This is a genomic window from Photorhabdus heterorhabditis, from assembly GCF_001280945.1.
Taxonomy (GTDB): Bacteria; Pseudomonadota; Gammaproteobacteria; order Enterobacterales; family Enterobacteriaceae; genus Photorhabdus; species Photorhabdus heterorhabditis.
Map to the genome: position 1 here is coordinate 1 of NZ_LJCS01000082.1, position 14,946 is coordinate 14,946.

Below are 14,946 nucleotides of genomic sequence, written 5' to 3' on the forward strand. Positions count from 1 at the left end.
CAGTTATTCTGCTGGGTGATACGACAGATCATGGCGGTAAGGTGATTACCGCTATTGATGACTATACTCACAAGGGTATTCCTGTAGCAGGTAAAGAAGATTTGGTGGAGTGCCCTCAATGCAAAGGGGTTTTTCCTATTGTTCAGGGTGCTGACTCTTTAAAATATAAAGGAAAATTGATTGCGCTTGAAGGAATGCAAACAGCCTGTGGGGCAAAATTAATTGCCAGTCAGCATAAGTTTACTCTTGCCCGTTAATGTGAATTTAATTCGGAGCATTTGAATTCCCGGTCAGGAGCTGAAATAGCAGTTTAAAGATATTCTTTGTATTGCAAAAAATAAGATAAACAGGAGACGTTAATATGCCAATACCATTACTGGCCCCTGTCGCAGTAGGTGCGGCTGAATATGTTGCCAGCGCTTGTGCCGGGGTATTAATTGCTGTCGGTATAGTGGAAGCAAGTAAGGAAAAACCGGTCGAAGACGATGAACATATTCACCGAAAGAAAATGGATTTTGTGATAAGTCCTGAAATCACGGATGAAGACAGAAATATTGTCTGGAGTGCCGAAGCGCATGCGGATTTTTGGGAGGATGATGATTTAGGGGAAGAATCCGTTGATACCAGTGCGGTTCAGGCGAAGGCCCAGTCTAAGGCGGAAGAGTGTGAAAAAACGGAGAGTACAAAAGAGTGCAAGGCTTGCCTGGCTATTCCGGTGACGAGTGAAAAATATCGCAAGGTGAGCCGCTGGAGCGCCATCACGATTAACTATCAGCGATTTATTGCTCAAACGAAATATGATCCCACTATACAGATGATCCAGGAATTTCAGTGCCTGAAAGTGACCTTTGATGGCTGGCGACCCGCGTATTGCTTATTTCTGGAGGCCAAAGCGCGGTATGACCAGTTTTTTGATAGTGAGGGGAAACCGAAAAGTTGGTGGAGAGGTCGTATATCAGGGAAAAACCAAGCAGATAGGCAACAAGCTGTATGTGATGTATTAGATAAAACGCCTCATGTGGAATGGCATTTTTTACAGCCTGTCAGTTATGGATATTTTAAAATGTTATTTATTGAACATAAAAATATCAGTGTTTATTATACTCCTTGCAAAGGTTTAACTTAATTCGAGGTCAACGATGGCAATAATTAATTTGGAAATCAATGCGCGTTATGAACAACAGGAAACTATTACCTTAAATACGATGTTAATGGATTTATTCCACATTACACGGCAGATTGATATTTTTCTCGGGCAGAAAAAGACGTGGTACTTAACTGGTTACTCTAGAAAACAGGCTCTACAGCATATTGTGTTTGATGAACAGGGACCAACTGAAGTTGCTATCAAAGACTTTGAAAAAGAATATAAGAAAAGCTTTCCTTTTTTTAATAATGCCATATGGGATGGTGAAAAGGATGAGTTATCCAGTAGCATTGATTATTATAAATCGAAGCCAAATCATCCTAACAAGGTTTGGTTAATATTAAACTTAAGAATTGACAGTACCAAATTTTATACTTCCCAATTAATTGATTTAGTTAAATATTTAGCGACCAGCCGTGATTTTCCTTATATTCAAGTAGAAACCAACGGCTATACCTTAAAAGGCAAACAAGTTTTCCCAGACCGTCTCAGTGTTGGCTGGATGCTTTACCAGCCTTGCATTATTGATAAATCCTATCTGCCTATGGCGGAAGATGTGCTTCCCGTGCAGCAGAATAATGAACAGGTAGGTACTCTGATTGTCACCAAAAAAGGTATTTTTGATGGAAGAGATCAGGACGATATTGATAAATCCAATGATGTTGAAATTCAATTAGTGAACCTGGGATTATTACCATTAATTACCGAAGTGTGATGGAGGTGATGTTATTTACCAATTGAAAAACGGTGGAGAACGTTAATGGCAAAAGCGGTTATTCTATTAGGAGATATGACAGATCATGGCGGTAAAGTGATTACCGCTATTGATGACTATACTCACAAGGGTATTCCTGTAGCAGGTAAAGAAGATTTGGTGGAGTGCCCTCAATGCAAAGGGGTTTTTCCTATTGTTCAGGGTGCTGACTCTTTAAAATATAAAGGAAAATTGATTGCGCTTGAAGGAATGCAAACAGCCTGTGGGGCAAAATTAATTGCCAGTCAGCATAAGTTTACTCATGATTTTTGAAATCAATGGAGCTGACGTCCAGCGGGACGGGCTCCATGATAAATAAACTCCATTAAAGTCTCTAAAATAGTGATGAATTGGTTTTTTCAGTCACATTAAGCACATTCAATACACATAAATATTGAACATCAGAGTCCATAAATTAAAGATATACCCTTCATCTTTCAAGTTGATGCTTTATTGGCTATTTTCACCGTATAATGTTTTTAATACTAAACTGAAAATTTAAATCACTTTATGTGGACCAAAGCATTCATAGTGAATAAATTGTTTATCAATTCCTATATCCAATAACTGTTTCGCCACATATTGCATAAAGGGAACTGGGCCACAGAAATAAAAATGCATTCCTTTGGTTTTGAGTGTCTCATTCAGAACTGCCAGATCCATAAAACCTTTATGTTGGTAATGGACACCTTGTTGATCTTCATCTCTTGGCTCGCGGTACCAAATTGTGCTGTTAAGATTTGGCATTGCCTGTGCAATGGCTGTGACTTCATTGGTAAATGCGTGATGACCACCATGTTCGGCTGCATGTAACCAGTTAATCTGGCTATTATGATTTTGTTGGTGGAGTTGATGCAACATACTCATCATGGGTGTCAAGCCAACACCGGCAGAAATCAGAGTCACGGGGATTTCTGGTTTAATATCAAGGAAAAAATCTCCGCGTGGAGCAGCCAGCCAAACGGTATCACCTTCTTGCATTTTATCATGCATATAGTTGGAGACAGTTCCTTGTGGTTCTCGTTTGATTGCGATTCGATAGCTGGAGCCATTTGGTGCGGCTGTCAGTGAATACTGACGAATTTCGCGGTTATCAAAACTATCGTCTTCCAGATAAATGCTTAAATACTGGCCGGGTTTGTAGTCCATCACTTTTCCGCCATCCTGTGGTACAAACTCAAAGCTGCAAATGACATCACTTTTTACTTGTTTCCGGCTAATACGGAATGGTCGCAAGCCACGCCAGCCGCCATCTGTCGATTCGCCACTATGATAGATCTGCTCTTCACGATTGATAAAAACATCAGCTAGCACACCATAAGCTTTTCCCCAAGCGTCCAGAATTTCATTTCCCGGTTGGAACAGTTCATCCAATGTTGCCAGAAGGTGAGTACCGACAATTTGATAATGCTCTGGTTGAATATTCAGACTGGTGTGTTTATGAGCGATTTTTTCAACTGCCGGCAAGAGGGCTGCCAGATTATCAAGATTGGCCGCATAGGCGCAGATAGCATTGAACAGGGCTTCACGCTGATCGCCATTGAGCTGATTGCTCATATTAAAAATATTTTTCAGCTCAGGATTATGTTTGAACATCCGTTCATAAAAATGGGCGGTCAGTTTCGGGCCAGTAGCAGAGAGCAGTGGAATAGTAGATTTGACAGTTGCAATGGTTTGACTATCTAGCATGGTTGAAACTCCTGAATTTCTTTCAAGTGATCATGAAAACTATAACATGTAAATTAAATGCAACTTATAGCTTTTTGAGGATTTTGTAAATATAAAATGTGGTCTTTACGGTAAAAAAATGTTTGCAGAAGATACTTACATTGAGGCTAAGGCTACCCAAGGTCACAAATTCCGATAATGATCCAAAAAGTAGGAAATTTTTGTTATGTCTGAAAAAACCGATATCTTGTTGCAGTTGGCAAGCAATCGTTTGCGTAAAATATTTTGTCAAGACTATCTCATTCTGTGAAAAGGGTTTACACTGTGTGCCATTCTGCCCTTTGGGGTGTTGTTTGAAGAGAAGTTAGCTGAGTCAGGAGAACCCAATGTTAAAGCGTGAAATGAATATTGCTAATTATGATCCCGAACTATGGCAGGCGATGGAGCAAGAAGTTGTTCGTCAGGAAGAACATATCGAGTTAATTGCCTCTGAAAACTATACCAGCCCAAGAGTTATGCAGGCACAGGGCTCCCAGCTTACTAACAAATATGCCGAAGGTTATCCGAGTAAACGCTATTACGGCGGCTGTGAATATGTAGACGTTGTTGAACAATTAGCTATTGATCGCGCTAAGGCGCTGTTTGGTGCTGATTATGCCAACGTTCAGCCTCACTCTGGTTCTCAGGCGAATGCAGCAGTTTATATGGCCTTGCTGCAACCAGGTGATACTGTGTTAGGGATGAATTTGGCACATGGTGGTCATTTGACTCATGGCTCTCCGGTTAACTTCTCTGGTAAGTTATATAACATTGTGCCTTACGGTATTGATGATAGCGGTAAAATTGATTATGACGATATCGCCGCACAAGCTAAAAAATACCAGCCAAAAATGATTATCGGTGGTTTTTCTGCTTACTCCGGTATTGTTGATTGGGCAAGAATGCGTGAAATTGCAGACAGTATTGGCGCTTATTTGTTCGTTGATATGGCACACGTTGCTGGCCTAATCGCTGCGGGGGTTTACCCGAACCCTGTTCCTCATGCCCACATTGTGACTACCACGACGCATAAAACACTAGCGGGTCCACGTGGTGGCTTGATCCTGGCAAAAGGTGGTGACGAAGAGCTGTATAAGAAATTGAATTCTTCTGTATTCCCGGGTTGCCAGGGTGGACCTTTGATGCATGTTATTGCGGGTAAGGCAGTTGCATTGAAAGAAGCTATGGAGCCAGAATTCAAAGCATATCAACACCAAGTTGCTGATAATGCTAAAGCAATGGTTGAAGTCTTTCTGGCGCGTGGCTACAAAGTCGTTTCCGGTGGTACTGAGAACCACTTATTCCTGCTGGATCTGGTTGACAAAAATATCACTGGTAAAGACGCTGATGCTGCGTTGGGCCGTGCAAACATTACCGTAAACAAAAACAGCGTACCTAATGATCCGAAGAGTCCATTTGTGACTTCCGGTGTACGTATTGGTACTCCTGCAATTACCCGCCGTGGCTTCAAACAAGCAGAAGCTCAGGAACTGGCTGGCTGGATGTGTGATGTACTGGACAACATCAATGATGAAGGGATTATTGAAACGACTAAGCAAAAAGTTTTGGCTATTTGTGCAGAATATCCGGTTTACGCATAAATAATAATTTTAATAAATAATTATTAAACCTGCTCCAGCTAACCTTGTTTGCTTAAGTTAGTGTCGAGCAGGTTTTTTTGCATTATTAACCAGGAGGGATTGATGGTTATTCAGTCGACACGTTGGCTGGCGTTAGATTATTTCACGTATTTCTTTTCTTACGGGATATTTTTGCCTTTTTGGGCTATTTGGCTTCAGGGTGAAGGTATAGAACCTGATATGATAGGGATTTTGTTGGGTGCAGGTTTAGTTTCCCGTTTCTTGGGTAGCTTATTGATCGCGCCTACGGTTAAAAATCCTGCGAAACTTATTGTTGCGTTGCGTATATTGGCATTGTTGACCTTGATTTTCGTTGTTGGTTTTACATTGGGAAATCACTGGGCATGGCTTCTGTTCGTCATGATTGGTTTCAACCTGTTTTTTTCGCCGATGATGCCGTTGGGAGATGCGCTGGCGGGAACATGGCAAAAACAATTTCCTTTTGATTATGGAAAAATACGGGTCTGGGGTTCGATTGCGTTTATTATCAGTTCGGCGTTGACCGGGGAATTAATCTCTGTCTGGGGCCATCATGCCATTCTTATCACTATGCTGCTCAGTGTCTTGTCAACGCTGTTGGTGACATTGCTTAAACCTTCCATCATGCCCGCTAATGAAGTCAAATCAGACAAAATTAATGTTGTGTCATTTAAACAGTTGTTGTCTGAAAAACCGATATGTCAGTTCCTGCTCTGTGTGGCTTTATTGCAGGGCGCCCACGCGGGATATTATAGTTTCAGTGCAATTTACTGGGAAAAATTGGGTTATTCTGCTTCGGTAGTTGGTTATCTCTGGTCTTTAGGAGTAGTCGCTGAGGTTGTTATTTTTACGCTGAGTAATAAATTATTTCGCCGCTGGAGTGCCCGTGACCTTTTGCTGCTTTCTGGTATATGTGGTGTCGTTCGTTGGGGATTGATGGCAACATTCACTGCATTGCCGGTATTGATTGTCGTGCAAATTCTGCATTGTGGCACATTCACTGTCTGCCATTTGGCGGCAATGCGTTTTATCGGTGCCAGAAAGGAAGAGGAAATTGTTCGATTGCAGGCGGCTTATTCGGCCTTAGCAATGGGGGGCGCTATTGCTGTTATGACGGTAGTTGCAGGATTTATGTATGATTATCTGCACAGTGGAATTTTCTGGGTAATGGCTTTAGTTGCTTTTCCTGCCATCTTCTTGCGGCCACAGGTTAAAGCTCATAATTATTAACAACATAGGTTCAGTTTCTTATGAAATTTTTGTAAGAAACTGGATAGATTTAATAATATTTTTATGAGATATCATGTCGAACAAGTTAACAATAAAAGATATAGCACGCTTGGCTAATGTCAGTAAATCAACGGTATCGCGTGTATTAAACAATGAAAGTAGTGTAAGTTCACAGGTACGTGAAAGAGTCGAAGCGATTATTCACCAAAATAACTTTATTCCCTCTAAATCTGCGAGAGCAATGCGGGTGAAAAGTGACAAAATTATTGCCTTAATTGTGTCACGGTTGGGGTCCTTTTCGGAAAATCTATCTATAAGTACGATGTTACCCCTATTTTATCAGCATGGTTATGATCCTATTATTATGGAAAGTAATTTTAATCCGCAGCTTTTACAGGAACATCTACGCCAATTGGCGTTACGTAATGCGGATGGTGTTATTTTGTTTGGTTTCACAGGATTGTCAGAAGAATTCTTATTTCCCTGGCGTGAAAAAATAGTGGTATTTGCACGTGAATATGCTGATGTTTCTTCTATATGTTATGACGATGCGGGCGCTGTTCGCTTACTAATGAATGAACTTTACCAGCGGGGTCACAGAGATATCAGTTTTCTTGGTGTACGTGATTGTGATACCACAACGGGTTTTCGTCGTCATCAATCCTATTTAAATTGCTGTGAACAGAAAGGATTACGCCCACTTTCTGTTCAATGTGACTTAAGCTATCAGAGTGGGTTTCAACATGTTGACAAAGTATTAAGAAAGGAAACTACGGCCTTAATTTGTGCAACAGACAGCCTGGCGTTGGGAGCATATAAGTATTTGCAGCAAAATAACCGGGAAGATATACAGATAGGTAGTATTGGCAGTACACCCTTACTGAATTTTTTGTACCCTAATACGCTTTCTGTGGATTTGGGCTATAGTGAAGCAGGTAAGTATGCGGCCCATCAATTGATGGCTCAGATAAATCGACAATACCCAAAACAACAGGTAACCGTTCCTAGTAAATTGGCTTAAAAGTAAGAATATTGCAATTTCAATGTGATCTTTAACGCATTTTTGGGAACGTTCCCATGACAAGCATTACTGAATGATATTAGGATGAAATTACTTTACTAAGCATGCTAATTAGTGATTGATACTAACTTATAATGATTGGCTATGATGAAAAATAAAATAAATTCTAAAGATATTGAAAAACTAATTACATTAATCGGTGGTTGTGAAAATATAGCCAGTGTGACTCATTGTATTACTCGGTTGAGGTTTGTATTGGTTGAACCCGCTAAGGCGATGACAGATAAAATAAAAAATCTGCCGATGGTTAAGGGGTGTTTTACCAATGCAGGGCAGTTCCAGGTCGTGATAGGCACTAACGTTGATGATTATTATCAGGTTTTAAATAGCTATCTTGGTCAATCTGAATTGAGTAAGCAAGATATACAGCAAGTTCAGAAAAAGCAGGCGAAGAAAAAAAATATGAAGTGGCAAGAGCGAATTATTTCTCAGTTTGCAGAAATATTTTTTCCTTTGTTGCCGGCATTAATTAGCGGTGGTCTTATTTTGGGCTTCCGTAATATTATTGGTGATATTCCATTCAGTGATGGTAAAACTTTAGTCCAGATGTATCCTGTCTGGAAAACGATATATGATTTTTTATGGTTGTTAGGTGAGGCTATTTTCTTCTATTTGCCAGTGGGTATCTGTTGGTCAGCAGTTAGAGCAATGGGGGGAACACCGATATTAGGAATTATATTGGGAATAACATTAGTGTCGCCTCAACTTATGAATGCTTATCAGTTAGGGCAACATATTCCTGATATATGGAATTTTGGCTTGTTCACAATCAATAAAGTGGGTTATCAGGCACAAGTTATTCCGTCACTGTTGGCTGGCATTACTTTGGGGTGGATTGAAATTCAGTTAAAACGGGTGGTTCCTAGTTACCTCTATCTGGTGATTGTTCCTGTCGTTTCGTTGATCTTAGCAACCTTTTTAGCACATAGCCTGATTGGGCCGTTTGGTCGGTTACTTGGGGATGGCGTTGCTTGGGTTGTTAAGGCATTGATGACGGGAAGTTTTGCTCCTGTAGGCGCGGCTTTATTCGGATTCTTTTATGCGCCGTTGGTTATCACAGGTATTCATCAAACCACATTAGCCATTGATATGCAGATGGTTCAAAGTATAGGTGGGACACCGATTTGGCCTATTATTGCATTATCTAATATTGCTCAAGGTTCAGCGGTTGTTGGCATCATTTTAATTAGCAAAAAGCATAATGAACGTGAGTTATCTGTGCCCGCAGCGATTTCCGCATATTTGGGCGTCACTGAGCCTGCTATGTATGGTATTAATATCAAATATCGATACCCTATGCTCTGTGCCATGATTGGTTCTGGTTTCGCTGGATTAATTTGTGGATTGAGTGGTGTATTAGCAAACGGTATTGGTGTCGGTGGTCTGCCAGGTATCCTTTCGATTAAACCACAATTCTGGGCAATTTATGCATTAGCTATGCTCGTGGCCGTTATCATTCCGTTGGTGTTGACTATCATTGTTTATCGAAAGAAGAATATGAGTAGCGTGTTAGCTGTTGAATAATCCTGTTAAATCTTCACTTGATTAACAGATATAAAAGTAACTTTAACTCAGGAAATATATTGATAAGGCGTTTTTGATGGACAAAATCATTCCATGGTGGTTACAAGGTGTCATCTATCAGATATATCCTAAAAGTTTTCAGGATACTACTGGTAGTGGAACCGGCGATCTGAACGGTATTACTTACCGGCTTGATTATTTGAAGAAACTGGGAGTGGACGCTATTTGGGTGACTCCTTTTTACCTCTCACCACAGGTAGATAATGGCTATGATGTCGCTGATTATTGTTCGATTGACCCGGCTTACGGTTCAATGGATGATTTTAAGCGTTTGGTCGATGAAGCACATCAACGTGATATCCGTATCATCGTGGATATTGTTTTCAACCATACATCCACTCAGCATCCTTGGTTCAAACAAGCACAGGACATTAATAGCCCTTACCGGCAATATTACATCTGGCGGGATGGAATACCGGGGACTCCGCCTAATAATTGGGTGTCAAAATTTGGCGGCAATGCTTGGGAGTGGCATGAGGAAAGCAACCAGTATTATTTACACTTGTTTGCCGTTGAGCAGGCTGATCTAAACTGGGAGCATGAACCAGTACGGGCTGAACTTAAAAAGATTTGTGAATTTTGGGCTGACCTTGGCGTTGATGGGTTCCGTCTGGATGTTATCAATCTGGTTTCTAAGCAGCAGGATTTTCCTGAAGCAACAGAGGGAGATGGGCGTCAATTCTATACCGATGGTCCGCGTATTCATGAGTTTTTGCAGGAAATAAACAGAGAGGCATTTCAGCCTGCGGGGGTGATGACTGTCGGGGAGATGTCTTCTACTTCCCTGGAAAATTGCCAGCGCTATTCCTCGTTAGATGGTGAAGAGCTATCGATGGTTTTTGCTTTTCATCACTTGAAAGTCGATTACCCCAATGGCGAAAAATGGGTCATTGCGCCACCTGATTTTATTGAATTGAAGAAAATTTTTGCTAAGTGGCAGCAAGGGATGTATGAACGAGCGTGGAATGCTCTGTTCTGGTGTAATCACGATCAACCGAGGATTGTTTCACGTTTTGGTGGTGAAGGAGCATTACGGGTTCCATCTGCTAAAATGTTGGCAATGGTGTTGCATGGTATGCAAGGAACTCCTTATATCTATCAAGGGGAAGAATTGGGGATGACTAACCCTAATTTTTCTCAAATTGAGGATTATCGGGATATAGAAAGTTTAAATATTTATCAGGAGAAGATTGAGCTGGGCGATGATAAAGAAAAAATCTTATCGGTCTTAGCGAAGAAATCTCGTGATAATGGGCGAACGCCGATGCAATGGAATGCAACTCATAATGCAGGATTTACTCAGGGGGAACCGTGGCTCGCGCTAAATAGTGATTACCAGGAAGTAAATGCTGAAAACGCTATGCAGGATGATGATTCAGTTTTTCATTGTTATGCACGCTTAATAAAGTTGCGTAAGGAATATCCTGTACTGACTTATGGCAGCTATGAAGACTTATTGCCATCTCATCCTTCTCTTTGGTGTTATGTTCGTCGTTGGGAAAATCAAACGTTATTGGTTATCGCCAATCTCAGCGCGGAAGTACAGGAATGGTCACTGGATGCTGCTTTATCCCATTGCTCGTGGGTTAAATTATTGGGGAATTATCCTGAACGTCAGCTACCTGCAAAAAACATACAGTTACAACCTTATGAAGCCGTTTATTGGTTAGCGGAGTAATTTAGGTTTAAAACGACAACAAAAAAGTTCATTGGTAACTTTTTTGTTGTCAATTGACATCCTCGCCCACCTTCGAGCTTTGTGGCTCAGAATCAGGAAAATCTTACTTTTTATGGAACTTTTCATCATTAAAATGATCTGATCATCATCTTTCATAAAAAAGTGAGCTTGACGATAATTATTTCAAAGAATGTATCAATGACATACCTGTCTTGTTCCGTGCGCTGACATTAATAAGAAAACATGAATTAATGGATGTTATTTTTCTGGTTTGCTCGGCTGTTGTGAGTGGTGTTTCTGGCTGGAAATCTATTCAGGGATTTGGCGAGTGACAATTTAAGTGGCTTAAACAGCACACTGCTTTTACTCCCGACATTCCCTGCTGACACTGTGTTGCTAATATTATCAAGGTCATTGATAGTGATGCCTTTGATTGAAAACCTACATCCTTGGATCAATCATCGTCGGATCAGCGAAGGGAAAAGTGTCATCGTGATTGATGGAAAAACGTTGTGGGGAGTTAGTCAATCATAATGCATAAAATTCATTTGTTATGGTATTGTTAACTATGTAAGGATGGCAACACTATGAAAAAAGTTCTTTTCTTAGCTATAGGTATGTTTGCTCTGGGTTTTGATGCCTATATTATCGCTGGACTTGTGCCGGGAATTAGTGATAGTTATCAAAAAAGCGTTTCTCAAGTAGGACAATCTGTAAGTATATTTACTTTATGTTATGCAATCTCTGCCCCTCTATTTGCTTCACTTTTAGCAGGTAAGCCTATAAAAAAAGTCCTATTAACTTCTATAATAATTTTTGGACTTGCGAATGCATTAACCGCAGTTTCTCCAAATTTTTCTGTGTTTTTGATATCAAGAGCGATTGCCGGTGTTGGTGCCGGTTTGTTTTCACCATTAGCTGTGGCTGGAGCAACTATGCTAGTGCCTGTGGAAAAGAAAGGGCGGGCACTTGGCTTAACGATAGGTGGTATGAGTATGGGAACTGTATTAGGTGTTCCTATGGGGCTTTATATCGCTGACCAATTGAATTGGCAATCTGCAATGTGGTTTGTTGTTGTTCTTAGTTTAATTTCAGCTTTAAGTATCTTTAAATTTTTACCACATGTTCCAGTTATTGCGCCACCGGCTATGAAAGAAAGAATTGCAATGTTTTTAGATAAAAGAGTTGCTGTCACTGTATTAATAACGTTCTTTGCAAGTATTGCAAGCTTAGGTTTATACACCTATTTATCTCCATTATTACAGGATCTTAATAACTTAAGTAATTTAGCATTATATTTATGGGCTTGGGGATTAGGTGGTTTGTTTGGTAGTCTATCAATTGGGTATTTAATTGACTACTTTAAAGCGCCAAAAATTTTAATGACAATTATTTTAATTATTCTAACATGTTCTGTCATATGCATCCCAGTAATGATTAATCTATCGTTTATAAAATATTTGCCGTTTTTCATATGGGGAGCTATGGGATGGGCATCAGGAGCTCCTCAGCAACACATTTTATTATCTTATCAGCCTAAACACGGAAGTGCTGCCGTTGCTCTCAATAGTTCGGTTAACTATCTAGGAAGTTCGGTAGGAGCCTCATTGGGTGGCGTAATTATATCTCTGGGAATGGGGACCATGGCTCTAATTTATTTTGCAGTTCTCTCTATGGTAATTTCATTAGGCCTTCAGTTCTATAGTATGAAAAGTAATGCTTTTAAGATAGTAAATACTAAGTAAAAATCTAAAAATCCGCCTTCATAGAAGGCGGCATTAATTTCGCTCCAGATGGTTGCTATCAGTTCAGATTCTTAGAGCTTTCACCGAAGATAATTGATTATACAAATGCTCATGTTTTTCCGGACATTTCACATATTCCTTATCATTCCTTCATTTATCGGTCCTGTTCTCAAAATATGTATTTAGGATTTCCTTGTATAGTACAATTTAGTCCTAGGGCTGGATCTAACTTATTTTATGTGGTTGATTTGGTCATAAACAGACTAAATCAAGATAAAAAAACACACACCCTCTATCGAAGCGGTACAGGAAGAAAGACGTTATTAATGTTGTTGAGAATGTCCAATTTCAAGCTTGTTGGTTGGTGCTTGGATATGCTGATTCACAAATAGCCTTTTAGACGGTAGTGAGTGGCAAGCATGTAATTTGATATTCTCTTGGTTTTTCATCCGCTCCTGAGCCCATAACTGGCGGCAATGGCTTAAGAATTTGATCAGGCAATCGTGATGGGTTGAAAAGTTTGCCCGATAATCCGGTAATAAGATTTATTAATAGTCGGGATGACCAGAGAACAAGACTGGTTTTGAGTCCTCTTGATGATATTTGAAGAATCATCTTCTCTCATTGAGCTACGTAATCGGGTGACTGACATGTTGCCACGAGTTGATTTGCTGGAACTCATACTGGAAATTGATGTACGAACTAAATTCACGGAAGCATTTACCCGTGTATCAGAAGGTTCTGTTCGTGTTAAAGATCTGAATATCAGCATTTGTGTCATATTGATGGCGGAGGCCTGTAATACAGGCCCTAAGCAACTGACAAATCTTGTTTAAAATGATAGGTTTGTTTTTTCATAATGAAAAATGTTGTGAGCCATTTTTCCTGTTTAGGCCAATTTGCTTGCCTTCCAAGGTGCTTTCCTCCTCTGGCGTCAAATACCACTTCTAACTTAAGATAAAAATAACAAAACGTTAACACCCCCTAGCTTCAACATCTTAAATACATGATCCTGTTTTCTACCCTAATCTCCCAAATCCACTTTTTTCGCTTAATAAAATTCTCTCTTTTGAAAAATTATATTTTACTTTATAGAATTTTGGTTTCTTAGAATCAATTTCATTGAGTAATTTTTGAAGGCGTATGGCATCCTCTAGAGTAGGAAAGTCAAAAATAGGTTTTTTTTCCATCATAATAAAATCTGTAACATCTTTGACAACATTAACAACTCTCTCTATTTTTCTATCTCCATTATATTCATGATCAAGGGAATTAAAGTGCAAGATTTCTTCAGTTTTAATACTAGTTTCGGTCCAAATTCTTACCGAATCTTCATACCAGTTTGGCGTATCAAAAGCTAATTGGGAAAAAATTAATTGATTATGTATATCTTGAAAAACAAAGTCTAATTCTCTTCTTCTAAATAGATTTACAAAACTGCTATATCCTGTGACTACAGCCCCATTTATTTCACCTATAATAAAAGTACTATCTGGTATTTCGTCTCCAGATATAGAATAGTCAGATTTTATACCTTGAATGTAATTTAGGTTTAATGAATGTTCAAGGTTGATCCATTGAATTAGATCTAATGGATGTATGATTTCACTAATAACTCCCGTTGTTGGACGATAATCATTAATTCTATTTTTTTTCCACAGAAAATTTGCTCTTATTATGTGAATCCAAGGTTAAAAATTAATTAAACACCCTCATTAACCATATATAAAAATAATATTTATCTTTTGGTAATTATTTACAAATAAAATATTTTTTATATTTTTAATTGTTTATAAATTCATTATTTTTTCTACTAATATTATAAATAATTAGTTATTTGTTTAATAATTAAACTAAATATTAAGTAGCCGATTATGCATTAACTAAACTTGCTATGATAAATACTCTCTTAGTTATGAAGAACCTGTTTTGCTTTTCCTTAGACAGAACTTTTGGGGTCATTTCACCTGCTGGAGGCTTTGGAGTCACAAATGAAACGTTATTCACCTGAATTTAAATTGGAAGCTGTTGAATAGGTTATTTAATTTAACCGCTCAACGAAGTTTTCCGTTTCACTGTTCCTGAAAAAACCAATACCGGGACTCTGGCAGCATAGGTAACCTTAGATTTGTATAAGGTAATCGATCTCAGTGGGTGTTAGATTAAAACTCGGTTTTTGGGTTGGAAAATATATGAACTACAAACCAGCCTGTTGGTTGATGCTGCTTCCGGCTAGCCAACGGTCCTGATAGCATATTTACTGACGGATAATACTAGGCTGTGTCCCTTAATATCAATTAATAGTATTATTATCTGATTGATTTCGATGCAGGAACAAAATAGTGGCACGTTACGACATTTCTGATGATGCTTGGATATTGATAGAATCTTGTTTGCCCCC

General features: G+C 39.3%; 13 protein-coding genes and 1 pseudogene. 12 read left to right on the forward strand and 2 right to left on the reverse strand.

What is annotated here, in order from left to right:
• The 4 genes from AM629_RS18920 to AM629_RS18935 all read left to right on the forward strand — a co-directional run.
• The coding region (locus AM629_RS18920; protein WP_072161943.1) for a PAAR domain-containing protein at window positions 1-257 on the forward strand (257 nt) is incomplete at its 5' end.
• A 104-nt stretch (window positions 258-361) separates the two neighbouring features.
• The gene (locus AM629_RS18925; protein WP_054481047.1) at window positions 362-1,126 is read left to right on the forward strand and encodes a Tox-REase-5 domain-containing protein; all 765 of its coding nucleotides are present in this window, start codon (window positions 362-364) and stop codon (window positions 1,124-1,126) included.
• 13 nt (window positions 1,127-1,139) lie between these two features.
• The gene (locus tag AM629_RS18930; protein ID WP_054481049.1) at window positions 1,140-1,862 is read left to right on the forward strand and encodes an Imm52 family immunity protein; all 723 of its coding nucleotides are present in this window, start codon (window positions 1,140-1,142) and stop codon (window positions 1,860-1,862) included.
• Between the two features lie 45 nt (window positions 1,863-1,907).
• Entirely contained in the window at window positions 1,908-2,174 is a 267-nt protein-coding gene (locus AM629_RS18935; protein ID WP_054481052.1) for a PAAR domain-containing protein, read from the forward strand.
• 225 nt (window positions 2,175-2,399) lie between these two features.
• Here the strand turns inward: AM629_RS18935 and hmpA are convergent, their stop codons facing one another.
• Complete coding sequence (gene hmpA / locus AM629_RS18940) at window positions 2,400-3,590, reverse strand: NO-inducible flavohemoprotein (RefSeq protein ID WP_054481054.1); 1,191 nt, start codon at window positions 3,588-3,590, stop codon at window positions 2,400-2,402.
• A 365-nt stretch (window positions 3,591-3,955) separates the two neighbouring features.
• Here hmpA and glyA point away from each other — a divergent pair, with 365 nt between their 5' ends.
• The 8 genes and pseudogenes from glyA to AM629_RS18975 all read left to right on the forward strand — a co-directional run bounded on the left by glyA (window position 3,956) and on the right by AM629_RS18975 (window position 13,381).
• Window positions 3,956-5,209 (forward strand): serine hydroxymethyltransferase, encoded by a 1,254-nt coding sequence (gene glyA, locus AM629_RS18945; protein ID WP_054481056.1) that lies wholly within the window; start codon window positions 3,956-3,958, stop codon window positions 5,207-5,209.
• Window positions 5,210-5,311: 102 nt separating this feature from the next.
• On the forward strand, window positions 5,312-6,457 hold the full coding sequence (locus AM629_RS18950; protein ID WP_054481058.1) for a 3-phenylpropionate MFS transporter: 1,146 nt from the start codon (window positions 5,312-5,314) through the stop codon (window positions 6,455-6,457).
• Window positions 6,458-6,530: 73 nt separating this feature from the next.
• The gene (gene treR, locus AM629_RS18955; protein WP_054481061.1) at window positions 6,531-7,478 is read left to right on the forward strand and encodes a trehalose operon repressor TreR; all 948 of its coding nucleotides are present in this window, start codon (window positions 6,531-6,533) and stop codon (window positions 7,476-7,478) included.
• 144 nt (window positions 7,479-7,622) lie between these two features.
• Complete coding sequence (gene treB / locus AM629_RS18960) at window positions 7,623-9,062, forward strand: PTS trehalose transporter subunit IIBC (RefSeq protein WP_149616434.1); 1,440 nt, start codon at window positions 7,623-7,625, stop codon at window positions 9,060-9,062.
• Between the two features lie 76 nt (window positions 9,063-9,138).
• Window positions 9,139-10,800, forward strand: a complete 1,662-nt coding sequence (gene treC / locus AM629_RS18965) for an alpha,alpha-phosphotrehalase (RefSeq protein WP_054481063.1) — start codon at window positions 9,139-9,141, stop codon at window positions 10,798-10,800.
• 229 nt (window positions 10,801-11,029) lie between these two features.
• A pseudogene (locus tag AM629_RS24775) lies at window positions 11,030-11,319 on the forward strand (ISAs1 family transposase); the annotation flags it as partial.
• Between the two features lie 68 nt (window positions 11,320-11,387).
• Window positions 11,388-12,545: an MFS transporter gene (locus AM629_RS18970; protein WP_054481064.1), complete on the forward strand. Its 1,158-nt coding sequence runs from the start codon at window positions 11,388-11,390 to the stop codon at window positions 12,543-12,545.
• Window positions 12,546-13,141: 596 nt separating this feature from the next.
• A complete protein-coding gene (locus AM629_RS18975) occupies window positions 13,142-13,381 on the forward strand; it encodes a Tn3 family transposase (protein ID WP_054481066.1) in 240 nt (79 codons plus the stop codon).
• A 183-nt stretch (window positions 13,382-13,564) separates the two neighbouring features.
• On the opposite strand, the gene AM629_RS24390 is transcribed toward AM629_RS18975, so the two are convergent.
• Window positions 13,565-13,828, reverse strand: a complete 264-nt coding sequence (locus tag AM629_RS24390) for a hypothetical protein (protein ID WP_054481068.1) — start codon at window positions 13,826-13,828, stop codon at window positions 13,565-13,567.
• Window positions 13,829-14,946: the final 1,118 nt, after the last annotated feature.